At 61.9% G+C, this 23,603-nt stretch carries 24 protein-coding genes; 6 read left to right on the top strand and 18 right to left on the bottom strand.

The window, feature by feature from the left end:
* The first annotated feature begins 119 nt into the window (after positions 1 to 119).
* On the top strand, positions 120 to 2,090 hold the full coding sequence (locus HUS66_RS11465) for a transglycosylase SLT domain-containing protein (protein ID WP_175071049.1): 1,971 nt from the start codon (positions 120 to 122) through the stop codon (positions 2,088 to 2,090).
* Between the two features lie 191 nt (positions 2,091 to 2,281).
* Here HUS66_RS11465 and HUS66_RS11470 read toward each other — a convergent pair whose 3' ends face one another.
* The 3 genes from HUS66_RS11470 to HUS66_RS11480 all read right to left on the bottom strand — a co-directional run bounded on the left by HUS66_RS11470 (position 2,282) and on the right by HUS66_RS11480 (position 4,341).
* Complete coding sequence (locus HUS66_RS11470) at positions 2,282 to 2,926, bottom strand: LysE family translocator (protein ID WP_175071050.1); 645 nt, start codon at positions 2,924 to 2,926, stop codon at positions 2,282 to 2,284.
* Positions 2,927 to 3,003: 77 nt separating this feature from the next.
* A complete protein-coding gene (locus HUS66_RS11475; protein WP_175071138.1) occupies positions 3,004 to 3,417 on the bottom strand; it encodes an NINE protein in 414 nt (137 codons plus the stop codon).
* 84 nt (positions 3,418 to 3,501) lie between these two features.
* Complete coding sequence (locus tag HUS66_RS11480) at positions 3,502 to 4,341, bottom strand: isopenicillin N synthase family dioxygenase (protein ID WP_175071051.1); 840 nt, start codon at positions 4,339 to 4,341, stop codon at positions 3,502 to 3,504.
* 208 nt (positions 4,342 to 4,549) lie between these two features.
* On the opposite strand from HUS66_RS11480, the gene HUS66_RS11485 reads away from it, so the two are divergent.
* The gene (locus HUS66_RS11485) at positions 4,550 to 4,756 is read left to right on the top strand and encodes a cold-shock protein (protein ID WP_175071052.1); all 207 of its coding nucleotides are present in this window, start codon (positions 4,550 to 4,552) and stop codon (positions 4,754 to 4,756) included.
* Positions 4,757 to 5,026: 270 nt separating this feature from the next.
* Here HUS66_RS11485 and HUS66_RS11490 read toward each other — a convergent pair whose 3' ends face one another.
* From HUS66_RS11490 to yegS, 4 genes are all read right to left on the bottom strand, one after another.
* Positions 5,027 to 5,641 (bottom strand): hypothetical protein, encoded by a 615-nt coding sequence (locus tag HUS66_RS11490; protein WP_175071053.1) that lies wholly within the window; start codon positions 5,639 to 5,641, stop codon positions 5,027 to 5,029.
* 68 nt (positions 5,642 to 5,709) lie between these two features.
* Positions 5,710 to 6,147, bottom strand: a complete 438-nt coding sequence (locus tag HUS66_RS11495) for a nucleoside deaminase (protein ID WP_175071054.1) — start codon at positions 6,145 to 6,147, stop codon at positions 5,710 to 5,712.
* A 40-nt stretch (positions 6,148 to 6,187) separates the two neighbouring features.
* Positions 6,188 to 6,607 (bottom strand): VOC family protein, encoded by a 420-nt coding sequence (locus HUS66_RS11500; protein ID WP_175071055.1) that lies wholly within the window; start codon positions 6,605 to 6,607, stop codon positions 6,188 to 6,190.
* An 84-nt stretch (positions 6,608 to 6,691) separates the two neighbouring features.
* Positions 6,692 to 7,630 carry a lipid kinase YegS gene (gene yegS, locus HUS66_RS11505; RefSeq protein ID WP_175071056.1) on the bottom strand — a complete coding sequence of 313 codons (939 nt, stop codon included), beginning with the start codon at positions 7,628 to 7,630 and terminating at the stop codon, positions 6,692 to 6,694.
* A gap of 145 nt (positions 7,631 to 7,775) precedes the next feature.
* On the opposite strand from yegS, the gene HUS66_RS11510 reads away from it, so the two are divergent.
* Positions 7,776 to 9,377, top strand: coding sequence for a cation:proton antiporter family protein (locus tag HUS66_RS11510; protein WP_175071057.1), 1,602 nt, complete (start codon positions 7,776 to 7,778; stop codon positions 9,375 to 9,377).
* Positions 9,378 to 9,610: 233 nt separating this feature from the next.
* On the opposite strand, the gene pepN is transcribed toward HUS66_RS11510, so the two are convergent.
* The 4 genes from pepN to rimI form a co-directional block, all read right to left on the bottom strand.
* Positions 9,611 to 12,250 (bottom strand): aminopeptidase N, encoded by a 2,640-nt coding sequence (gene pepN / locus HUS66_RS11515; RefSeq protein ID WP_175071058.1) that lies wholly within the window; start codon positions 12,248 to 12,250, stop codon positions 9,611 to 9,613.
* Between the two features lie 58 nt (positions 12,251 to 12,308).
* A complete protein-coding gene (locus HUS66_RS11520) occupies positions 12,309 to 12,755 on the bottom strand; it encodes a YbaN family protein (protein WP_175071059.1) in 447 nt (148 codons plus the stop codon).
* A 206-nt stretch (positions 12,756 to 12,961) separates the two neighbouring features.
* On the bottom strand, positions 12,962 to 13,447 hold the full coding sequence (locus tag HUS66_RS11525) for a YajQ family cyclic di-GMP-binding protein (RefSeq protein ID WP_092522623.1): 486 nt from the start codon (positions 13,445 to 13,447) through the stop codon (positions 12,962 to 12,964).
* An 83-nt stretch (positions 13,448 to 13,530) separates the two neighbouring features.
* Positions 13,531 to 14,013, bottom strand: coding sequence for a ribosomal protein S18-alanine N-acetyltransferase (gene rimI / locus HUS66_RS11530; protein WP_175071060.1), 483 nt, complete (start codon positions 14,011 to 14,013; stop codon positions 13,531 to 13,533).
* A 172-nt stretch (positions 14,014 to 14,185) separates the two neighbouring features.
* On the opposite strand from rimI, the gene HUS66_RS11535 reads away from it, so the two are divergent.
* On the top strand, positions 14,186 to 15,700 hold the full coding sequence (locus HUS66_RS11535; protein WP_175071061.1) for a RimK family protein: 1,515 nt from the start codon (positions 14,186 to 14,188) through the stop codon (positions 15,698 to 15,700).
* A gap of 85 nt (positions 15,701 to 15,785) precedes the next feature.
* Positions 15,786 to 16,178: a hypothetical protein gene (locus tag HUS66_RS11540; protein ID WP_175071062.1), complete on the top strand. Its 393-nt coding sequence runs from the start codon at positions 15,786 to 15,788 to the stop codon at positions 16,176 to 16,178.
* A 29-nt stretch (positions 16,179 to 16,207) separates the two neighbouring features.
* Here HUS66_RS11540 and HUS66_RS11545 read toward each other — a convergent pair whose 3' ends face one another.
* From HUS66_RS11545 to HUS66_RS11570, 6 genes are all read right to left on the bottom strand, one after another.
* Positions 16,208 to 17,005, bottom strand: a complete 798-nt coding sequence (locus tag HUS66_RS11545; RefSeq protein WP_175071139.1) for a DUF2797 domain-containing protein — start codon at positions 17,003 to 17,005, stop codon at positions 16,208 to 16,210.
* Positions 17,006 to 17,037: 32 nt separating this feature from the next.
* On the bottom strand, positions 17,038 to 17,319 hold the full coding sequence (locus HUS66_RS11550; protein WP_175071063.1) for a YeaC family protein: 282 nt from the start codon (positions 17,317 to 17,319) through the stop codon (positions 17,038 to 17,040).
* Positions 17,320 to 17,361: 42 nt separating this feature from the next.
* Entirely contained in the window at positions 17,362 to 18,213 is an 852-nt protein-coding gene (locus HUS66_RS11555; protein WP_175071064.1) for a rhomboid family intramembrane serine protease, read from the bottom strand.
* Positions 18,214 to 18,458: 245 nt separating this feature from the next.
* A complete protein-coding gene (locus HUS66_RS11560) occupies positions 18,459 to 19,454 on the bottom strand; it encodes a metallophosphoesterase (protein WP_175071065.1) in 996 nt (331 codons plus the stop codon).
* A 1-nt stretch (position 19,455) separates the two neighbouring features.
* Positions 19,456 to 20,337 (bottom strand): NAD(+) kinase, encoded by an 882-nt coding sequence (locus tag HUS66_RS11565; protein ID WP_175071066.1) that lies wholly within the window; start codon positions 20,335 to 20,337, stop codon positions 19,456 to 19,458.
* A gap of 73 nt (positions 20,338 to 20,410) precedes the next feature.
* Complete coding sequence (locus HUS66_RS11570; RefSeq protein ID WP_175071067.1) at positions 20,411 to 21,289, bottom strand: carboxylate/amino acid/amine transporter; 879 nt, start codon at positions 21,287 to 21,289, stop codon at positions 20,411 to 20,413.
* A 25-nt stretch (positions 21,290 to 21,314) separates the two neighbouring features.
* Here HUS66_RS11570 and HUS66_RS11575 point away from each other — a divergent pair, with 25 nt between their 5' ends.
* Complete coding sequence (locus HUS66_RS11575) at positions 21,315 to 21,788, top strand: DUF6314 family protein (RefSeq protein ID WP_175071068.1); 474 nt, start codon at positions 21,315 to 21,317, stop codon at positions 21,786 to 21,788.
* A gap of 85 nt (positions 21,789 to 21,873) precedes the next feature.
* Here HUS66_RS11575 and HUS66_RS11580 read toward each other — a convergent pair whose 3' ends face one another.
* Positions 21,874 to 23,568 carry a glycerol-3-phosphate dehydrogenase/oxidase gene (locus tag HUS66_RS11580; protein WP_175071069.1) on the bottom strand — a complete coding sequence of 565 codons (1,695 nt, stop codon included), beginning with the start codon at positions 23,566 to 23,568 and terminating at the stop codon, positions 21,874 to 21,876.
* Positions 23,569 to 23,603 lie beyond the last annotated feature (35 nt).

Consider the following 23,603-nt stretch of genomic DNA (forward strand, 5'->3'; position numbering starts at 1 on the left):
AACGATGCCACGAGACACCTGAACCTTCATCACCTGTCGAAAGCTGGCGACACTACTCAACGAGTCATGCATCGGCGAAGATAAGTGACATGCACGGCGCGACTCTGGAGACCCCCCTAATGCGACGCTTCCTCCCCTCTCGGCATTGGCCGGCCCTGCTGGCAAGTCTGGCGCTCAGCCTGCCGCTGGGTCTATCGGTCGATGCGGCCAAGGCCGGTGAAACGCAGGACATGGCCATGCGTGATGCTCTGAAGGCCGCCAGGGCGCAGGAATTCTCGCGTATCGACCAGGCGGCCATCGATGGCCATGTCCTCGAGGGCTATGTGGACTACCACCGCCTGCTGTCACGCCTGCCAGATGCGCCGGCATCGCAGGTGCAAGACTTCATGACCCGCCACGACGACTCGCCGCTGGCCGACTGGATGCGCGGCGAAGCCATAAGCCGTTACGGCAAGGCCGGTCGCTTTGAAAGCCTGCGCGAGATAAGCGACGGTGAGCCCCGTGGCACCCAGCGACGCTGTTACTACTACACCGCTCTGCTGGATACCCGCCCGCAGGATGCCGCCGATGGCGGGCGCGCGTTGTGGCGTGTCGGTCACTCCCAGCCCGACGCCTGTGACCCGCTGTTTCGCACCCTTCGCGAACGTGGCGAGATCGGCGACCTCGAGACCTGGGAGCGCCTCACCCTGGCCTGGCAGGCCGGTGAGACAGGCATGGTGAGCTATCTTGGCCGTCAGTTAGGCAGCGCCTGGCAGCCCGGGCTAGACGCCCTGGACCGCCTGCAGCAGGACTTCTCGACCATTACCCAGGTACCCACGCGCATCGGCCCCCAGGGGCAAGGCACCGACGCCCTCTTCGAGGCTGCCATGCACGGCTTCACCCGAGCCGATACCGAGGCGGCGCTGGAAGCCTGGCGCAAGATCGCGCCGCACCTCGCTCTCGGCGCCGGTGCACGTCGGGCAATCGAGCACGACCTGCTGTTCTATTCGATGGTTCGCGAAGTCGCCAATAACCGCGGCTGGGTCGATGCCACCCTCCCCGATTTCCACGACACCGACCTGCTGAAGCTCAGAGTACGCCGGGCACTTGACCAACGTGACTGGAGCGGCGTGATCGACTGGGTGCACCGCATGCCGGACGAGCCACGCCGCGAAGCCCGCTGGCAATACTGGATAGGCCGCGCCCTCGAGCAGCTCGGCAATCCCAGCGGCGCCGCCGACGCCTTCCGCGCTGCCGCCGGCGACCGCAGCTTCTTCGGCTTCGCCGCCGCCGACCGCCTCGAGGTACCCTATGCCTTGAACCTGGAGCGTGTTAGCTACAACGCGGCCTACCGCGAGCGCATTGCCGAATGGCCGGTCGTGCAGCGCACCGAGGCCCTGATTCGCATCGATGAGCCCGGGCTTGCCAACAGCGAGTGGTACACCGCTGCAGCCCGTGCCGATGCTGACAAGGCCAGGGCACTGGCGGACTACGCCGCTTACCGGGGCTGGCATGCCCGCGCCGTGCAGACCACGATTGCCGCCGGCCTTTGGGATGCACTGGACTGGCGCTTCCCCGAGGCCTATCGCGACGATTTCCTCCAATGGGGCAATCGCCGCGGCGTCGACCCCTATCTCTTGATGGCCATCGCCCGCCGGGAAAGTGCCTACAACCCAACGGTGGTCTCACCGGCCGGTGCCCGTGGATTGATGCAACTGATGCCGGCCACCGCGCGCCATGTCAGCCGCCAACTGGGACTCGAGGATCCTGGCCTGTATGGCGTTCTGCAGCCGGAAATCAACATCCGCCTGGGAAGCCGCTATATCCAGGACATGATCGAGCGCTACCGTGGCAATCGGCTGGCCGCTACCGCTGCCTATAACGCCGGTCCTAACCGGGTCGATCGCTGGCTCAAGGATGCCCCGCGGGAGTTCGACCTGTTCGTGGAGAGCATTCCCTTCCACGAGACCCGCCAGTACGTTCAGGCCGTGATGGCCTATCGGGTGATCTTCGAGAGTCTCGCCAAGGGCGGCAACACCCAGGATGTGTCGCTGCTGACACAGGCGGAGCGCAGCGAGCGTTACGATACCTCGCTGCTAGCCCAGCAATAGCGCGCTTGCCGCGTTCCTACAGCCAACTCTGGCACAGAGACTGATATACCACGGGCCCGTTTAGCGGGCCCGTGGTGTTTTCAGGCGGGGGCTTTCAGGTGGAGCGCTTGTGTAACGCCGAGTTCATTAGGTGCGACTGGTCTTGCCCACATGCCCCGCAACCGATCGACTCGCCGCCGACAAGGCGGCATTCAGATGGGGCGCTGTGACAGCGCAAGCTTGAGGCCAAAGGCCACCATCACCACCCCGGTGGCGCCGTCCAGGGTGCGCGACACCGCCCGGCGCACCAGCCAGTGGCCGGCCCGGCCCAGCATCAGGACGATGCCAATCTGCCATATATTGGCGATCAGGAAGTGCACCCCGGCCAACCACAGCGACTTGGCCAACGCCGGGTCGCCCGGGGCGATGAACTGCGGAAGAAAGGCCATGTAGAACACGACCGTCTTGGGGTTGAGCACATTGGAGAGAAAGCCCTCGCGCAGCGGCACCCAGCACGATACCGCCTGCCGCTCAACGCCACAGCCGGCAACCGGCAGCGGCGTGCCCCGCCGCGCGCTCGCCAGGCTCTGCAGGCCAAGCCATATCAGGTAAGCCGCACCGGCAAGCTTCAGCGCCGAAAAGGCCCAGGCCGACTGCAGCAGGATGACCGAGATGCCCAGCGCCGAGACGGCGGCATGCACGAAGAGCCCCGAGCAGATCGCCAGGCTGGTCAGCACCCCATCACGCCGCCCCCCTCGCGTGGTGTTGCGGATCACCAACAGGGTATCCACCCCGGGACTCAGCGTCAGCAGCGTGATGGCCACCAGAAAGGGCCAGAACTGGGCATCGAAGAACATCAGCGGCAGGCCTCCTTGCCGTGCAGTATCGCCCGGTTAGAGCGAGTGGACGAAGGCCGGGCCTGCCCGGCCATGAATCAGTTGAAGATGCCACGTTTGGCATGTTTCATCGAGATCTGGTCGTTGAGGGTCCAGAAGTCATAGAGCACGCCCAGCAAGAAGAACCCGCCGGTCAGCAAATAAACAATACCGGTCAGCCACTTGCCCATATAGAAGCGATGCAGGCCAAACACCCCAAGGAAGGTCAACAGCACCCAGGCCAGTGAGTAATTGATCGGGCCAGCCTGGTAGCGAAAGTCCGCGTCACGGTCCATGCCAGGAATCAGAAACAGGTCGATCAGCCAGCCAACACCCAAGAGTCCCAGGGTGAAGAACCAGATGGTGCCGGTGACCGGCTTGCCATAATAGAAGCGATGGGCGCCGAGGAAACCGAAGATCCACAGCAGGTAGCCCATCAGCTTGCTGTGGGTGTCACTGGACGCACTGCTCATTGCTGTCATATCAAAAACCTCGTCTAGACGTGTAGCGAAGTGGAGTAGCGAAGAGCCCCGTCAGCGCTCCGCCGATACTGTTCTTCAGATGACGCCCAACTCGCGCAGGCGCTCCTTCAAATAGCTGTCAGCCGTATGGCGCTCGGACAGCACCACTTCCGGCCGCGGATGCAGAAACAGCGGCAACGACAGCCGCGAGTGAAAACGCGCCGGCCCACTGGGATTGACCACGCGATGAGACGTCGAAGGGAAGTGCCCGCCCGAAGCCTCCTGAAGCATATCGCCGACATTGATGATCAACTGGCCCGGATCACAGGGAACCGCCAGCCACTCTCCTTCACGGTCTTGGACTTCGAGCCCGGGCTCATTGGCCGCCGGCAGCACGGTAATCAAATTGATGTCTTCATGGGCAGCGGCACGCACTGCACCGGGCACCTCATCGCCGGACAGCGGCGGATAGTGCAGGACACGCAGCAGTGTCTGACCGCTATCGGCGATCATCTGCGACAGTGGCTCCCGGTAACGCTCGGCCACCTCCGGCGGCGTTTCGGCCTCGATCCAGCCGAGTAGCGTCGCCGCCAGTGCCTCGGCGCGGCGATAGTACTCCATGATGTCATCGGCCAGCGCATCCGGGATCCGGCCCCAGGGATAGACGTGGTAGTACTCCTTGAGGTCCTTGACCGACTGGCCCTTGGCGGTCTCGGAGACCGAAGGCGGAAAGTAACCATCCTGGCGCTCAGGATCGAAGCGAAACTCATGCTTGTCCTGCCCTTCGAAGAAGGCCTGCCATTGGCGGTAGATGGACTCCACCAATTCGGATGAAATCGGGTGGTTACGCAGCACGCCGAATCCCGTCTCGCGCAGCGAGGCAACGAAGCGTTGAGGGGCATCGGCGGCAGTGAAATCGACGTTCTGGACGACCATGATATTTCCATCTAAAGTGATTTTGCGGGCACTAAGGCATGCCAGTGCGGGTTATATTGACCCAACTCGGCTGCCGATGCATCTATCCGCCAAGTGGGTTAGCGAATGTGGTTTTTCTTATTGGCATAACCCATATACAGAGGGGACTTGCACCGGAAACGGGCATGATGTCCTCAGCTTGGTCATTACGTAAGGTAAGGAAAAAAAGATGGCAACTGGCACTGTCAAGTGGTTCAACGACACCAAGGGCTACGGCTTCATTTCTCCGGATGATGGCGGCGACGATCTCTTCGCCCACTTCTCCGAGATCCAGGCCGAGGGCTTCAAGTCTCTGCAGGACGGTCAGAAGGTCAGCTTCGACGTCACTCAGGGCAAGAAAGGCCTTCAGGCCGCCAATATCAAGGCCGTTAGCTGATCAGCTAGGATCAGACCAAATGGCGCGCCTGCCCCTCGCCAGTTGCTAGCGCTGCGATGGCAGACAGCAGCAGAGGGTTACAGCACCGAGTGTTCACATCGGCTTTTCACATAGACTGCTGGCGCAGTCTATGCAAAGACACTCAATGCCTAAGCGAAGGTCCACCGAGGTGGACCTTTTTCTTTGCCGCCGCACCTCGTTGAATCCGACGTTGCCTGGCGCTGGAAACGCCGGCTCATCCGCGGCCGCCGATGACGTTAGGACGAAACGTCAGGGCTGACCAAGTTCTTGATCGACCTCGTTCAGCATCTCGTCAGGCGTCTTGCTCTCCGCTTCCTTGAACTGCTGATCAATTTCCTGCTGGGCTTCTTCGAAGCGGCGCTCGGTCTCCGCCATGAAGGCTTCGATCTCGGACTCGCTGGTCTCGCCAGGCGTCACTTCCAGGTTATCGCCATCGCTGATCATGGAGTCAATCTCGGACTCGCTCGGCTCGCTGGGTGCCAGTTCAGCGGTGGAACTATTCTGGGGCTCGCTGAGCTGGGAGTCGTCGGCCATGGAACCCTGGCTCATCGCGCCAGTATCACCGCCCTCATCAGCTGTGGCTGCACCATCGCTTGTGGCCTCGGGGGCATTGGTGATCGAAGCTGCGCTACCATCCTCTGTCGCCGCTGCTCCATCAGAGCTTTCAGCTGCGGGCGCACCTTCAGCCGCAGGGGCGTTCGACGCCGTGTCGCTGGCCGCTTGGTCGCTGGTCGTCTGATCATTGGTCGCCGGGTCGCCGGCCGCCGGATCGCCGGCCGCCGGATCGTCACCATTGCCACATCCGGCCAGCCCAAGGCTCAGAACCAGAGCCAGCAGCAGGGCCCCGTATGGCGTCTTCATCATCTTGAATTTCCTCGCATCGTGTGTGGTGTCATTCCAGCAAAGCGCTGCCGCGCACGCAAGGCGCCGGCTCACTCGCCGATATCTTCGGCCCAGACTTCGGGGTGGCGATGAATGAAGGTATTCATCAGCTCACGGCACTGGACATCGTCGCGCACTTCGAGTTCGATGCCGGCCTGACGCAGAGTGTCTTCGGCGCCAACAAAGGTACGATGCTCGCCGATCACCACCTTGGGTATGCCATACAGCAGGATGGCGCCGCTACACATCGGACAGGGCGAGAGGGTGGTATAGAGCACTGAGTCCCGGTACACCGCCCCCGGCTGACGCCCAGCATTCTCGAGGGCATCCATCTCACCATGCAGCACGACGCTGCCACGCTGCTGGCGCTGGTTATGACCACGCCCGATGATGCGCCCGCGATGCACCAACACCGAGCCGATCGGCACCCCGCCTTCCGCGAGGCCCAACCTCGCCTCGTCAATCGCCGCCTGCATGAATTCATCCATTGTCTATCTCTCGTTGGGCTGTGGTAGGCGTATGCCTCAATCAGGTCGCGAACAGCTGACCGTCGATATCGCGAAAGGCCTTGAACTCCAGCGCGTTACCGCTGGGATCATAGAAAAACATGGTGGCCTGCTCGCCGGGTTGGCCCTGAAAGCGCACATAGGGCTCGATCTCGAAACGCACCCCGGCCTCGGTCAGGCGGTCGACAAGCGCCTCCCAGTCGGGCATCTGAAGCACCACCCCAAAATGCGGTACCGGCACGCCATGGCCGTCCACCGCATTATGATGGCGCTGCGGCGTCATGTCAGGATTGAGGTGACAGACGAACTGATGGCCGAAGAGGTTGAAGTCGATCCAGGTATCGCTCGAGCGACCTTCCGGGCAGCCCAGCAGGTCAGCGTAGAAACCGCGCGCCTCACCGAGATCGCGGACCTGAACGGCCAGGTGGAATGGGGTCAACATCGGACATCGCTCCTTTTCGTTGTCCTGGATCGTCATCATGAGTCGTGATCATGAATTGTCTTATTGCGTCGCCATGAACCGCCATCATGGTGCCGGCGCCGCATGCTCCAACAATGGACAGTCGTTTGGGGCCAGCAAGTCGATGGCCCCTGGCGCCAGTTCCACATCCAGATGATCCAGGCGGTGTGGCTCGCCATCCAAAGTCAGTGGCAGTGGCTTGTCGGCCGTCACTCGGATCTGATCAGTCTGCCAGTACTCCACGAACTCGCCGCTTGCAGGTAGTCGCCTGAGTTCGCCGAGCATCTGGCGCATCCCCGCAAGCGAAGAGAACTGCCGCACCGCCAGCACCTCCAAAAGGCCATCATCTAGACGGGCCATCGGGCTAAGCTGCTGCCCTCCACCGGCCTGGGCGCCATTGCCAATCGCCAGCAGGAAGAGTTCACGCCGCCCCTCGCCCCCCGGCCACTCGAGCCGGGCCGGGCAAGCGTGGAAACGCCAGGCCTTGAGGGCCCCCATCAGCGAATAGGCACCGCCACCGAGTAGACGCTTGAGTGACTTGGGCGTAGAGGCCGTAATCTCCGCCCCGAAGCCTGCCGACAGCATATTGAGGAAATGGTGGTCGCCGACTCGCAACACATCTACCGCTCGGGGAGACGCCGTGAGCGCCAAGCTCAGTGCTGCCTTGAGCTCTTCGGGGATGCCCAAGCCAGTGGCTAGGTCATTGGCCGTCCCCATCGGCAAGATGCCCAAGGCAGGCCGTGCCTCACGAGGCAGGCGCATCAGGCCATTGACCGCCTCGTTCACGGTGCCATCACCGCCGGCGACGATCAGCCGTGATGCGCCAGCTTCACCTGCCTGCTCAGTGAGCATGGCGGCATCCCCGGCTTCCCAGGTCACCTGAACCTCAAGCCGGACGCCTTGCTTGCGCACGGCTTCCACAGCCTCGCGCAGAGGCGGTGACTGGGCCGATTTGCCGTTTATCAGCAGGCGTAACATTGAGCGATTAGCATTCATATCGCTCATCTTACACCGTTGGCCCGGGTATCGGCGACGCATGGGCAGTGCAAAAGGTTGGCAAAGGCTGGCCGATAGGAAACCATGAGGCATAGGCAGTCACGCTCAGATAACGCGCCTGCCCCGAACAGGGACGTGCACACGAGGAGACATCATGATCGAACCGGCTTTTCTGCTGGTCGCTTTTCTGGGCGGCCTGGGCGCCATTGCACTCAGGCTTCCGCCACTGGTCGGTTTCCTTGCCGGCGGCTTCGTGCTCAATGCCCTGGGCTATGAAGAAACGCCGCTGCTGACCACACTGGCCAACATCGGCGTGACGCTTCTGCTGTTCACCATCGGCCTCAAGCTCGATGTGCGCACTCTGCTACGTAAAGAAGTGTGGGGCGGGGCTTCCCTGCATCTGGTCGCTTCGACGCTATTGCTCAGTGCGGCAATGGGCCTATACGAACTGGCAGGCTTCACGCTGCTCGAGGGCGTTCCTTGGCAAACGCTGGCCCTGTTGGGTTTCGCCCTGTCGTTCTCAAGCACGGTCTTTGTGATCAAGGTGCTGGACAAGCGTAGCGAGACCCAGACCGCCTATGGTCGCCTGGCGATCGGCGTGCTGATCATGCAGGACATCTTTGCGGTGGTGTTCCTTACCGCCTCCACCGGCGAACTGCCAAGCCCCTGGGCACTGTTGCTGTTGCTGCTGATTCCGGCGGCCCCCCTGCTGCAACGGTTACTCGACCGCATGGGCCACGGTGAGATGCAGATGCTGTGCGGCATGTTGATGGCGCTGGTAGTCGGCTACGGCCTCTTCGATGCGGTCGGTATCAAGGGCGACCTCGGCGCGCTGATCGTGGGCTTGTTATTGTCGCCTCATCCGGCTGCCCAGAACTTGGCGCGCTCGATGTTCAACCTCAAGGAGCTACTGCTGGTCGGCTTTTTCCTGACCATCGGCCTGACCGCCATGCCCGATGCCGAAATGCTCGGCCTGGCTCTGCTGCTGGTGGCCGTGGTGCCGCTCAAGGCGCTGCTCTATCAGATGATTTTCATGGGCTTCCGGCTTCGCCTGCGCACCTCAGTGCTGGCTTCATTGGGACTCGCCAACTACTCCGAGTTCGGCCTTATCGTCGGTGCCCTGGCGACCAGCCAGGGCTGGCTCGACGACAGATGGCTGGTGGTGATGTCGCTGGCGGTAGCAATCAGCTTCGTGCTTTCCTCATTGCTAAATAGCGCCAGCGAGACCCTCTATCGCCGCTTCGCCCAGCTGCTGCCCGCAGGAATGGCCAAGGGGCCGAACGCGGTCGAGCGCTCCATTGAGGTTGGCAATGCCGAAGCGGTCGTGATGGGCATGGGCCGTATCGGCCGTAGCACCTACAAGCGGCTGCAAAAGCAGTACGGCCTCAAGGTGCTGGGCATCGACAGCAACCCGCAAAGCGTCAAGCGCCTCAAGGAAGAAGGCTACAACCTGCTGGAAGGCGATGCTCTGGATTCAGACTTCTGGGACAAGCTGATGATGTCGCCGAGCCTGAAGCTCGTGGTGCTGGCGATGCCGCACCATGCCGGCAACCTCTTCGCCCTCAAGCAGTTGCATGATCGAGACGAGTTCAAGGGTCAGATCACCGCCATCGTCGAGTATCCCGATGAGATCAAGCCGATCCAGGCCTTGGGGGCGAATGCCGTCTACCACATCTACGACGAGGCCGGCCGGGCGCTGGCCGACAGCGCCGCCAAGGAGGCAGGCCTAGTCACCGATGTCGATCAGCTGGGCTGATGTCGATGGGGGCTGAAAGGCCTGGCGCCCTCGTCCCCTCCTCACTTGACTGCGCCTGTTTCCGAGAACGCTCTCGAAAAACGTTCTCGAAAAAAACGGGCCGCCCCGATGGGGCGGCCCGTTCCGTCTCTGGCGGTCATGCCAGTCACAAGATCAGCAAGCACGATCAAACTGGCACTTGCCTGAGGCGTAACCCCTGACCGGCAACGCCAAATACGTCACCGGTCGTGGCGTCAATCGGCCAGCGCCTTTTCAATCACTTCATAGACGTTCGGCGAGAGTTCCTCTGCGCGTATGCGCTCGAGCTCGGCTTTCATCAGCTCCTGACGAGCCTCGTCGAAGCGCTGCCAGCGGGTCAGCGGCGTGATCAGGCGCGCGGCGATTTCCGGGTTGAGCTTGTTGAGCTCGATCACCACATCGCTCAGCAGCTGGTAGCCGGCACCGTCGATGCGGTGGAAGTTGACCCGATTGCTGGCGAAGGCGCCGATCAGGGCACGCACCTTGTTGGGGTTCTTCAACGAGAACTTCGGATGTTTCATCAGGAACTTGACGCGATCCAGGGCATCGGCCTGTGGCCGGGTTACCTGAATGCTGAACCACTGATCCATGACCAGTGGATCGTGGGCCCACTTGTCACCGAAGGCACGCAGCGCCGGATCGGCCAGGTCATTGCGCGAGCTATGGGTGAGCAGCGTCAGAGCCGCACGCACGTCGGTCATGTTGTGGTCGGCGTTGAACTGGGCCGGCACAAGCTCCAGCGCCTCCTCGTCCTCGATCGCCACCAGGTAGGACAGTGCCACGTTCTTGAGGCTGCGCGCAGCGATCTGCCCAGGCTCAGGCGCATAGGGCTCATCGAGCTGGTTGGCACGATACACCGCCATGAACTCATCGCGCAGGGAAGCCGCCAGCGACTGCTTGACGAAAGTACGAGCGGCATGGATGGCATCGACATCGACCACGGGCTGCTGCTCGGCGATGTAGGCCTCCGAGGGCAGGGTCAACATCTCGGCGAGCACTGCCTTGTCATCGGTTTCGCTGGTCAACAGGGTACGGAAGGCGTCGATAACGCGCACGTCCATGACCTTCTCGACGCCATTGCGATGTGCCGCAATCAGGTCATCGAGGGCCAGCATCGCCAGCCGCTGGCCGGCATCCCAGCGGTTGAAACCATCGGAATCCTGCTGCAGCAGAAAGGCCAGGTCTTCACGGCTGTAAGGAAACCGCAGCTTGACCGGCGCCGAAAAACCGCGCAGCAGCGACGGCACAGGGGCTTCGGCCAGGTCGGTGAAGACGAAGTGCTGCTCGGATTCACGCAGATGAATCACGGTGTCAGTACCTACCGACTCGCCGTTGAGAGTCATCTTGAGGTCCTGGCCGGACTTGGTGCCGACCAGCCCCATACGAATCGGGATATGCAGCGCGACCTTGTCCGGCTGCCCCGGAGTCGGCGCCGTGCGCTGACGCAGGGTGAGGTGATACTCGGACTTGGCATAGTCGTATTCACCGTGGGCGTCGATCTCCGGCGTGCCGGCCTGAGAGTACCAGTGCATGAACTGGCTCAGGTCGAGACCCGATACTTCGCTCATGCAGCCGACGAAGTCCTCGATAGTGGCGGCCTGGCCGTCCATGCGTTCGAAGTACAGGTCCGAGCCACGACGGAACAGCTCCCAGCCCAGCAGGTTCTGCAGCATGCGAACCACTTCGGCACCCTTCTCATAGATGGTCAGGGTGTAGAAATTGCCAATCTCAATGTAATGGTCCGGGCGAATCGGGTGAGCGGTCGGCCCCGCATCCTCGGCGAACTGGGCAGTGCGGAACACCGCGACATCCTCGATGCGCTTGACCGGCGCCGAGTTGGTATCCGCCGAGAAGCTCTGGTCCCGGAACACCGTGAAGCCTTCCTTGAGCGACAGCTGGAACCAGTCGCGGCAGGTCACGCGATTGCCCGACCAGTTGTGGAAGTACTCGTGGGCAACGATGCTCTCGACGCGTTGGAAGGCCGCATCGGTAGCGGTATGCGGATGCGTCAATACCGCCGCCGAGTTGAAGATGTTGAGGCCCTTGTTCTCCATGGCGCCCATGTTGAAGTCGTTGACGGCCACGATCATGAACAGATCGAGGTCGTACTCGCGCCCATAGGTCTGTTCGTCCCACTTCATGGCCCGCTTCAGCGAGGCCATGGCGTGATCGGTCTTTGAGAGATTCTCTTCTTCGACCCACACCTGCAACGTGACGTCGCGTCCGCTCTGAGTGGTGAAACGATCCTCGACCTTCTTCAGGTCACCGGCCACCAGGGCGAACAGATAGCTGGGCTTGGGGTGCGGGTCTTCCCAGGTGACGAAATGGCGATCGCCCGGTAGCTCGCCGGATTCCACCGGGTTGCCGTTGGATAACAGCACCGGCAACGTCGCCCGGTCACCGATCACCGTGGTCGAGAAGGTTGCCATTACATCCGGACGGTCCGGATAGAAGGTGATGCGGCGAAAGCCTTCCGCCTCACACTGGGTGCAGAACATCTCGCTGGACTGGTAGAGACCTGACAGGGCCGTATTGGCCGCCGGGTTGATCTCTACCTCAGTGTCCAGCAGGAAGCTTGCCGGCACCTGATGCACGGTCAGCGAGGCATCGTCCTGCGCGTACTCATCGGCTTCGAGCTCCTCACCGTCGATGGCGATACGCTTGAGCAAGAGCTGTTCGCCGTTCAGCACCAGCGGCAGCGAGCCTGCCCCCTGGTGCGCGGGATGGCGCTCCACATGCAGGCGGGCAGTAACGCGGGTCGCCGACGACGACAGGTCGAATTTCAGCTCGGTATGAGTCACCCGGTACGCGGGAGGTTGGTAATCATGCAGGTAAGTCGGCTGCATCGCAGACATCGAGGAAGGCTCCTGTTCTGAAATCGCCGATCATTGTACGGCGCCAGTGGCAGCCATCTCAAAGTCGGCGCTGATTCGAGTGCATGGCCCGGGGCGAAAGAGCCTGGGAGGTAAGGGTGAATATCGGGAAAGCGCGAGGCTCTGGACGTGTGACGATCCAGGCCCCGAGGCACGCCAGAGAGACGATCACGACGAGCTTTATGCCCAGGGGAATCGGGCTAAACACCAGCACTCCGATAGAAAGTGCCAGCATCAGTACGGCCAGCCGCTTGGCATGACGCGGAATCGCTCGCTCACGCTCCCAGGCCGTCAAGGGCGGACCGAAACGCGGGTGGCGCCGAATCCAGGCAGCAAAACGAGGCGAGCTCTTTGAAGCGGCCCATACCGCCACCAGCATGAAGCAAGTGGTCGGCATCAGCGGCAGAAAGGCACCGACCACACCGAGCGCGAAGCTCACCATCGCCAACAGGCGATAGGCGGTGCGGGTCACGGTGGTTCGAGGCATCTCCGTTCTCCTGATAACGGCCGCGTCTAGATAAAGCTTAGCATCCATGCACTCATTGAACCGCAACAACGGATTGAACGGAAATCGCTTTGCGCTATTTGACGTCTAGCGCCGCTCAATGAGGCATCCTTGTACCAGCGAACACATGGCGCCGCCTCGTACTCACTTATGGTAACCCAAGCTAGGACCCATATTATTGCGTTGGGTCAATCGCGGAAATTGTTGTACTGCAGAGCCAGATCCGGCCCCTGCTCGCTCTTGAGCAAGGCGATGGTTTGCTGCAGGTCATCACGTTTCTTACCCGTCACGCGCACCTTGTCGCCTTGGATCTGGGCCTGGACCTTGAGCTTGGCATCCTTGATCTGCTTGACGATGGCCTTGCAGTCCGGCTGCTCGAGCCCCTGCTTCAGCTTGATTTCCTGGCGGGCTTTGACACCGCTCAACTCAGGGTCCTGTTCATCCATGCAGCGGGCATCGATACCCCGTGCGATCAGCTTGGCACGCAGCACATCGACCATCTGCTTGAGCTGAAAGTCGGCGTCGGCTTCGAGCGCGACAGTGTCGTCATTGAGCGTGAAGCTGGCATCGACGCCGCGGAAGTCGAAACGCGTCTGTACTTCGCGATTGGCCTGATCCACGGCATTCATGGCTTCGTGCTTGTCAAACTCAGAGACGATATCGAAGGAGGGCATGAGACGTTCCTGAAGAAGTGGAAATGGAGTGCGATTCTAGAGCACCGCGACGGGCATTTCACCCGTCGGCCTCGCTTCAATCATCAGGCGTTGACCACTTGCCTCTTGTCAGCAGCCAGCAACGACTTCTCCATCTGCCAGGCCGCGCAGCCATCGGCATAGTAGTCATCGAGCCAGCGCCGCAGCACGAAGCCCATTCGCCGATAGAGCGCCCGGGCACGTCGATTATCGGCCCGCACCTCGAGGGTTAGCCATTCACAACCAAGATCCCGCACCTCGCTTTCCAGCGTATCCAACAAACGCCGCCCAACGCCCTGCCCCTGAACCTCGGGATGCACGCAAAAGGAATAGAGCCTCGCCGCACGGCTGTTACGCCTCAACAGCAGGGTCGCATAGCCCACCAGTCGCTGTGCTTCATCCTCGGCCACCCAGGTGATGGCGTGAGCGCGGTTCAATAAGTGCCAAAGCTGGCGTCGGTTGAAGTGATCGGTCGTGAAACAGAGCTGTTCGAGCTGGCAGAGTGCTGCGAGGTCACCCGGCTGGGCCGGGCGCAACAGGGCGGTCATGTCGATGGGTACCTTGAGGATGTAACGAGGATTCTGCGATGCATGTAACCCAGTGTCACCGCCTTGCATGATGAATTTATTTCACCATATCCGCATATTGTCTTGATCTGCCTGCACGCGCATGCTGATCGCCAGGAATTGCCTTTTGGCCGAGCTCAAGGAGAGCCCTTCAATGCCTCTGCAAATCGTCGTCGACCGTCTCATCGACTGGCGCCCCTACTTTCCAAGCGACGACCTGATCACGGCCGATGACTACCTGGCAGAGGCGCGGCCAGCGCAGGCCCTGAACCAGACCCCGGAAAAGGAACAAGAGCAGGATGCGGCCACTCATGTCATCAACCTGTCCGGTGAACTCGACTACCTGGAGAGTGGCTATTATGTATCGCTGCTCGCGCAAGCCCGCGGCCAGCGAGTGCTACCCAGCGTCGAAACGCTCAACCAACTGTCGCGCAAGGCACTGGTCGATCTGCAGCTCGAAGCCCTGAGCCCCCTGCTCAATGAGCTGGCCCGGCGCGGCTCTCTGACCGGCGACAGTATCACCCTGCGCGTGATGTTTGGTGAGTGCCTGCAACCTGGGCTATCAAAGCTTGCCCGCAAGCTCTTCGAGCGCCTGCCCTGCCCGCTGCTCGAGGCGCGCTTCACGCGGCGCCAGGATCTGTGGCGGCTGTCACGGCTCAAGCCATTGCGGCTCACCGCGCTCAGTCAAGAAGAGCAAGATCTGTTCGCCAGCGCCTTGAATCGGCACTCGCGCAAGGTCTGGCGCACCCCTAAGGCCCGCCGGCGCTATCGCTTCGACCTGGCCATGCTGGTCGACCCCCAGGAGGCCCTGCCTCCCAGCAACCGCGGTGCGCTCAAGGAATTCATTCGTGCCGGACGCAAGCTGGGCATCGATGTCTCGCTGATCACCAAGCGTGACGCGGGCCGCCTGGCCGAGTTCGACGGGCTCTTCATCCGGGAAACCACCAGCCTCGACCACCACACCTATCGTATGGCGCGATGCGCCGAGCATGAGGGCCTGGTGGTCATCGATGACCCACGCTCGATCCTGCGCTGCACCAACAAGGTGTATTTGCATACCCTGCTGCGGGCAAGAGGCATCGCCACTCCCGAAGGCGTGCTGCTAAATCGCAGCGACCTTCCGCGGCTGGCGGAAAAAGCGGCGGGGCTCAGCTTCCCCATGGTACTCAAGGTGCCCGACGGCTCCTTCTCGCGGGGCATCGTCAAGATCGTTTCCGCCGAGGCGCTATTGCCCGAGGCCGAGCGGCTATTCGCCTCCTCGGCCCTGCTGTTGCTACAGGAATGGCTGCCCACCGACTTCGACTGGCGCATCGGCGTGCTCGACGGCCAGCCGCTGTTCGCCAGCCGCTACTACATGGCCCGAGGTCACTGGCAGATCTACGACCACTCCAAGGGCAAGGCCAGAAGCGGCGGCTTCAGCACGCACGCTCCCGAGGACGTGCCCGCCGCCGTCATCAAGGCGGCGCTCAAATCGACCCGGCTGATCGGCAACGGCCTGTATGGCGTCGACTTGAAGCAAGTCGGCGACCGGGTAGTCGTTATCGAGATCAACGACAACCCCAACATCGACACCGGCGTGGAAGATACCCTGCTGGGGCGAGCGCTCTATAGCCGAATCCTCGAGGTGTTCCTCAAGCGCATGGAGGCCAACCGTCGCGTCGGCGCTTGAGGCAACGGCTGCTAGAATGGGCGTCTTTTGCCCTAGACCCATATGTTTAAGGCCCGTCTACCAATCCCGTCAAGGAAAGCCCCGCATGACCGACACTTCGTCTACCCAGACGCTGCTACGTCATTACCTGGTGCAGGTCGCTCGCCAGGGCCAGACCGTCACCTACCGCCAGGCCTGTGAAGCCCTGGGGCTATCTCCACCCGGCATGATCCAGGCCCTGGCGCGGCTATTGGAAGACAGTATGCGTGATGACGCGGCGGCCGATCGCCCCTTCCTGGCCGTCCTGGTCGTCAGCCAATCCAGAGAGCGCCGAGGCATGCCGGCGCCTGGCTTTTTCGATGAGGCCCGCCGTTTGGGACGCCTCACAAGCGAGGTGCAAGGCGATGGGGAAACAGAGTCCAGCGACCCGGTGGGAAGTGAGGCCGCCAGGCGCTTTCACGAGCAGGAACTGGCGGCCGCGCTAGCGCACTATGGTTGAGTAGAGGCTGAAACAGGCTGGCAGTCGCATCACGCGACCTGGATTTCGTAGCCGGTAAACTTGCGCAGGTTGATGACGCCGGTATCGAGGATCAGGTACTGGCCCTTGAGCCCCATCAGGGTGCCTTCAACCTCGGCGACCTTGTCGAAGTTGTGGGACACGATCTTGCGCGGGAACTCGAGCACCGGGTAATCGAGGTGGCGAGGCGCATCATCCAGCACGCGGATGGCATCAGCGCCGAAACGCTCGCGCAAGCTGCCAAGCCCGCCCTCGAGCTTGGCCAACAGCCGATCACGCTCGCCGACCAGATCCATCGGCTCAACGTCGCCCTTGAGCATCGCGCGCCAGTTGGTGCGGTCGCTGACTTCTTCCTTGAACAGCATCTCGACGAAGCCGGACTGCTGGCGAGTGTCGACCTCGAGAATCGGCAGCGCCTGGATGGCGCCCTGATCGAGCCAACGAGTCGGCACCTGGGTACGCCGGGTGATGCCCACCTTGAGCCCCGATGAGTTGGCCAGATAGACCACATGGGGCTGGAAGCAGTGACGCTCGCCCCATTCCGGCTCGCGGCAGGTGCCGGCGAAGAAGTGGCAGGTCTCAGGCTTCATGATGCAGGTATCGCAGCTGGCCAGGCGCTTGAAGCAGGGGTAACAGTGGCCCTGGGCGAAGCTTTTCTTGGTGGCTCGGCCGCAGTTCGTGCAGGCAATGGCGCCGGTCCAGCTAAGCCGCAACGGCTGCCCCAAGCGCGCATTGAGGGGCAGGCGCCTCTCATCGAGGCACAATGCGTAATCCGCCGCCTCCCCCGCCTTTCCCGGCGAGATGGCCATCTTGCTCAGGCAACCGCGAGCGGCGGTGTCGATCAATTCACCCACTTGAGGCTTTCCTCGCCGTTGCTGGCACTCCCCTGAGCACTGTCGGCATCGCTGCCACAGCTGGTGCGATCCAGATAGCCGACCCGCTGGTCGGGAGACACGCCATGCTCGGCCTCGTACTTGATCACGGCCTCGAGGCACAGCTCGACCTGCTCGGCGCTCAGCACTCGCCCGTCGGGCCATTTGCGCAGCGACACCGCCTGCTTGAGGCTTTCGTAGATGGCCGGCGTCATCTGCTGGACCATCTTGTCGAAGGTCATCTCGCTCATTTCAGTCTTCCTTTAGTGACATGGGATGTCATCACCATCGCATCAGGCCCTGCGGGCACGGCGCGCATCATACCAGCCCAGCGCCAGGCCCACGACCAGGCCACCGAGATGGGCCTCATTGGCCACGTTGCCGAACCCGACCATGCCGGCCATCTCGGTCATGGTGAAGACCATCCAGCCCAGCATGAATACCACCAGCATCTGAGGGACGAAGAAGCCACTGCTGGGCGCGAGCCGCGACATCAGCCAGACGTAGCCAAGCAGCGCATAGACCACCCCGGACATACCGCCGAACAGCACCGTGCCGGTGGCGTACTGGGCCAGGTTGCCGACGATGGCGCTGACGATCGTCACGACCAGCATCAGCTTGCCGCCGCGCAGCGCCTCGATCTGGCGGCCGAAATACCACAGCCACAGCAAATTGAAGACCAAGTGCATCCAGCCGAAGTGCAAAAGAGCCGGCGAGAACAGTCGCCACACCTGCCCGGAGCCCAGGGTGTCGGCCAGGGTGCCCAGACTCAGGCTGCCGCCCGCCACGGCCACCGGCACGATGGTCAACATGGCCACCACGATATCGCCAAGTAGCGCCATCAGGCCAAACACGACCAGACAAGCCGCCAGCAAGCTGGCGGTCACCGGCGCCAGGGCGAAGGGGCGCAACAGCGGCGATGCATTGAGCTTAGTGCGGGCCACTTGGCCGCTTGGCATCAGCGACTCGCCGCGTTTCCAGCGCTCCAGCAGCTCCGTGAGCGCATCCAACTGAGCAGGGTCCGCAAGCCACAGGGTGTAGCCCTCTTCGTTTTCGGTGAAACGATGGCCGATGTGGTGAGCCCAAAGTGCTTGGCGCAGGTCACGGGTATCGGTGTCTCGGGGCAGCATGAGCACCTTCAACATGCGGGGTTCCTTTTCATGCCGATATGAATGGGGGCATACGCCACAAGAGGCGTCCAGGCGCCAGTGTAACGAATTCCACAAAGAAAAATCCGGCGGAGGGGGCCGCCGGATAAGAGCAAGGGATCATTCAAGGGAACACCATTGAGATGCGCCTGCCGGTAAGAAGTTCATGCGTTTTGCCTAAAATAATGTAAAAGTTTGTTTTCTTAGCGTGACGAATTGTTTGAAGTAATGATCTCGACCGTTCAATCGAAGTCAATCTCCCAGGGCCGCGGCATCGCCTGCTCATCCCTGGGTACCTTGAGCCAAACGAAGTGGTTGGCATCCAGTCGCGTTTCACCACTCCAGCGATAGGCCACCAGGCGGCCAAACTTCACCGCACTGTAATCGAGGCAGGCCACGTTGGGCGCCGGCAATGCCGGGATGCCCTCGCACCAGTAGTGGCCGATAAACAGCGGCGGCTCATCGGGCCCGTAGTAGCTCAGCCGATCACGCTCGCTCGCGCTCAACGCTCGGAGCTCCAGGTCGCCAGGCAGGTTATCCGGCTGGAAGACCACATCGCCATAGGTCTGAGGCTCCTTGGCCCAGAAGTGGGTGCGAAAGCTGCGGCGCCGGAAACCGTCTCCTGAGTGAATCTCCAGGTTATCGGGCAGCACGAGGTGGCTGCCACGGGTCAGTCGATCCATGATCGCAAACGCCTTGGTGCCCCGCACCGCCGACGCCTGCAGGAAGGCATCATCCATGCGCCCGTCTGGGTGGTCGCGGCGAAAGGCGTCGATCAACGCCTGATCCCAGCAGGCGTGAACCACTCGCAGGCCATCACGCTCGAGGAACAGCGGAATCTGCATGAACCAAGCCAAGGTATCGTCCCACTCGTTCAGGTGATCGCTGTACTGCTCGAGGGTGTCCTTGATGATGCGGTTATGACGGGGGGTATGGGCTCGCAGGAAACCACCCTCGGGGTCACGCCGGCAATACGCCAGGGCGTTGTATTCGTGATTGCCCAAGACAATATGCGCCTCGCCGGCCTCGACCATACGTCGAGCAATAGTCACCGCCAGGCGGATGCGCGGGCCTCGATCGATCAAATCGCCGAGGAAGATCACCCGCCGACGAGGATGGCGATAGACGCCCCGCCGCCGGTGATAGCCGAGTTTCTCGAGCAGCGCGGCCAGGGTGGCGCCGCAGCCGTGCACGTCGCCGATCAGGTCATAGCCTTCGATGCCATCGCTCATGGTCATCTCAATCCCCCAGCCGGCTGCTCCAGCCGAGCTTGCTGCGACAGACCTCGTAGAAATTGTGGCCCAGGGGATGTACCAGCTTCAGACGCTCGGGCTTCTTGCGCACATAGAGGATGTCGTCGGGTTTGGAAACCACTCGGGTCTGACCGTCGCAGCTGACGTGGGGGTAGGCCTCGTTGGTCTCGCCGATGTGAATGCGGATTTCGGAGCTGGCATCCACCACGATGGGGCGGCTGGACAGGGTATGGGGGAACATCGGCACCAAGGTAATGGCTTCAATGCTGGGATGCACGATAGGGCCACCGCCGGAGAGCGCGTAGGCGGTGGAGCCGGTCGGCGTGGCGATGATCAGGCCATCGCTGCGCTGGCTATAGACGAACTGGTCGTCGATGAAGAGTTCGAACTCGATCATACGCACCGCCTTGCCGGGGTGCATGACCACATCGTTGAGGGATTCGGCACTGCCGACCAGCGTATCGTTGCGATAGACCTCGGCATCGAGCAGGAAGCGCTCTTCGATCACGTAGTGGCCGGCCAGCACCTCGCCGACCTTGGCCTCTAGGTCGCTCGGCGAAATATCGGTCAAGAAACCCAGCCGGCCGCGGTTGACCCCCAGTACCGGCGTACCGCTCTTGCACAGCGCTCGCGCCGCGCCCAGCAAGCTGCCATCCCCTCCAATCACGATCACCAGGTCACAGATCTCGCCGAGCATCCGCCGACTGGCTTCCTGTTGGCCGTGATCCAGCATCACGGTGGCTGTGCGATCCTCGAGAATGACGTGATAGCCGCCTTCATCGAGAAAGCGAATCAGCCGCTTGAGCGTTTCCACCACCTTGGCACTGCCCATGCGGCCAATCAGGCCAATGTTCTTGAAGGTTGTCATGCGTGCTCCCGCCTCATCGAGCCGCCATTATGCGGACTCCCGTCGGGAGCGGCAAACCGGCCGGCAGCTGACCTCAAGCCAGCGGTGAGACCGGCAGGCGACGACGGCGCACCCACCACTCGTTGATGAACAGCGACGCCACGAGGATAGCCCCGCCCAGCGCCAGGCGCGACAGATCGGCATCCCGGTTCCAGAGCACCAGGTTGACTAGCAGCCCCGCCGGCACCAGCGCATTGTTCATGATGGCCAGCGCCCCCGCATCGACCCGGGTCGCTCCCTTGTTCCACAGGAAATAGCCGAGCCCGGAGGCGACCAGGCCAAGCCACGCCAGCACGCCCCACTGCAGACCGGTGGAAGGCAGCTTGGCAGGATTGCCGAACAGTGCGAAGGCCACGACCACCAGCGCCAGCGCGCCCAGATAGAACCAGCCGAAGATGCTGTATTGGGGCACATCATCTTCCAGACGCACCGCCAGGTGACGGTAGGCCACCTGACCCAGCGCGAAGCACAGGTTGGCGCCCTGCACCACCAGGAACCCCAGCCAGAAACCGCTATCCACCCCCTGGTAGCGAATCACCGCCGCACCGATCACGGCAAGCAAGGCACTGAGCAGGTAGAATGGGGTGAACCGCCCGGCCAGGACATCGTCGATCAGGGTGACGTAGAGCGGCGTAAAGATGGTGAACAGCAGCACCTCCGGCACCGACAGCAGCAGAAACGACTGATAGAAGAAGATGTACATCAGCCCCAGTTGCACGGCGCCGATCGCCATCAGCGCCAGCTTGTGGCGATTCGCCAGCAACCGGGGCTTGAGAAACGGCAAGAACACCAGCGTTGCCAGCACGATGCGCACCAGCACCGCGAAGTAGCTGTCGACCTGACCGGACAAATAGGCGCCGATCAACGAGAACGAAAACGCCCACAGGGCCGTGACGCCCACAAGATAGCCCATTGGTTAACTCCACAAGGATAGAAAGTTGACAAGCATTATACGCGTACGCGCCCTGCTACCAACCATCACTCGTCTGAAATTTTCCTCTCGCTCCGGCACGGCCTCGCAGTGCGATTGGTCCGGTGAAGGATCTGGTAGCGTCACGGTGAGCGAAGACGACCAGGCACGCTGCTTACATGTACGCTTCCATGAAGAGGGCCACTTCGCGCTCGCCGGACAATCCCAGGAATTGGCGTTTCGCAATGTCTATCGTTGGGAGTTGGAGGAGGACCGCTTGCGCCTCTTCCATGAGCGACGCGGTCGAGAAGCCGCCGTCTGGCTGTTCGACCTGGTCGAGGCCCAGGATGGCAACGGACTGGTGGCCGCCGAGGCGCATCTATGTGGCGAAGATCGCTACACGGCTCGGCTGGAGATCAACACCGACGGCTTCTCGCTCGACTGGCGCATCCAGGGCCCGCGCAAGGACGAAGCGATCGCCTACCGCTATTTCGTTAGCTGAGCCCATCCGCCCTCGCCGGCTATCTAGACTGGTTATCTAAAACGACTCTATAGACCAACTCACTACCCCGTTTGCTATGACGGTCTCAGCGCCATTTGAGTGACTCTGAACGGGCCGGGTTGTCGGAACTAGCGTCGGCATTGGCATCGGCACTCAGCACTTCGCCGACGCTTTGCGCGTGGGCGCTCGCCAAGTACTCCTCGAGCTTGGCTCCGGCTTCGTCGCCAAACAGGATCTCACAGGCTTCCCTGAGCCCCGGTGCCTGGCGAATCTCTTCGGCGCTTACCACCAGCGAGATCTTCGAGCGTCGGCGCAGGAAGTCCTCGAGACGGGTGATCATCTCGCGGCGCTGTGCCTGGCGAATCTCACAGCGCAGGTACTCGGTGCCTTCTATCAGCACCTCGGCCTGACGCGGGTCTTCGCGAATTTCTTCGAGCATGTCCAACGCCTGGGCGCCATAACGCCGCCAAAGCCGAGTGCTCAAGGCTTCGTGATGATGCGGCGCCATGGCGTCCAGCCCCATCAGGCACGCCTGATGGAAGAACTCCTCGCGCACCGCGCGCCCCGGCTCGCCATACCAGACGTAATCGGCATAGGGCACGTCCACGCCCAGCTCCTTGACCGCCGCGACGATCTCGTCACCGACATTGAGACAGTCGGTCAGCTTGCCGCCGAAGATACTCAGGTGATGGGTCGCGGCGTCGGTATCGATGACATGCTTGCGCGAGAGCTGCAGGAAGTCCCGGTCGCCCCCCGAACTCGCCTTGACCGCCAAGGGGCGAACGCCACAGCGCGTCGAAATGATGTCATCCTGGGTCAGCGGTGCATCCAGGGCTAGCCGCTTGTTGATGTTATCCAGCACGAAGCGAATGTCGTCTTCGGTGACCTGCACCTCAGGGCTATCGACCCGGGTATCGGTGGTGCCGATACAGGTTCTTCTGCCCATGGGAATGACGAAGAACAGCCGGCCATCATCGGCAAAGAAGGCCAGCACTCGCTGATGCTCGCTGAGCTGCGGCACGATCAGATGAATGCCCTTGGAATAGACGTGCTGGTGCTCGGTGCGCTCGCCGCTCAGGGAGTTGTGCTGATCCACATAGGGGCCGGCGGCATTGACCACCACCTGGGCGCGAATCTCGAAGGTATCGCCGGTCATCACGTCACGGGCCTGGGTGACCCAGCGTTGCCCTTCCCGCTTGGCACCCAGCGACTCGACGTAGTTGGTCGCCGCACAGCCTCGATCCATGGCGCTACGCACGAAATTGAAGACAAAGCGCGCATCATTGTCGTGCAGGTAGGCATCGGAGTATTCGAATCCGCCCACGCTGCCGGCGATATCGACGATCGGCTCCCGGGCCTTGATACCCGCCGGTGACAGATAATGCGGGATCTTGGTGAAGCCATTACCGATGAACCAATAGAGCCAGCTACCCGCCCACAGATAGCGTGGGTGATAGCGAAAACCGCTGGCGATGGTGGTCAGGAAACGAATCTCCTTCACCGTCGCCGGAAAGTGCTTGATCAGGTGGTTGCGACTCTTGCACAGCTTGCGGACCAGCGGAAAGTCATGGCTTTCCATGTACTTGATACCGCCCCACACCAGGTTCGAGGAATGCATGCTGGTGCTGCTGGCAAAGTCGCCGCGATCGATCAGCGCGACCTTGACCCCCTTGCCCGCTAACGCCGCCGCCGAGGCCGCGCCGTTGATGCCGCCCCCGATGACCAGGACATCGAAGTCCTCTTGCCGCTGACGGTCGAGATTGTGTTTGCGCAATTGCATGATGCCGTGCCTTTTTGGTAGACGGGCCTATGAAG

Origin of the sequence: Onishia taeanensis (assembly GCF_013349955.1) — a bacterium.
Classification (GTDB): domain Bacteria; phylum Pseudomonadota; class Gammaproteobacteria; order Pseudomonadales; family Halomonadaceae; genus Onishia; species Onishia taeanensis_B.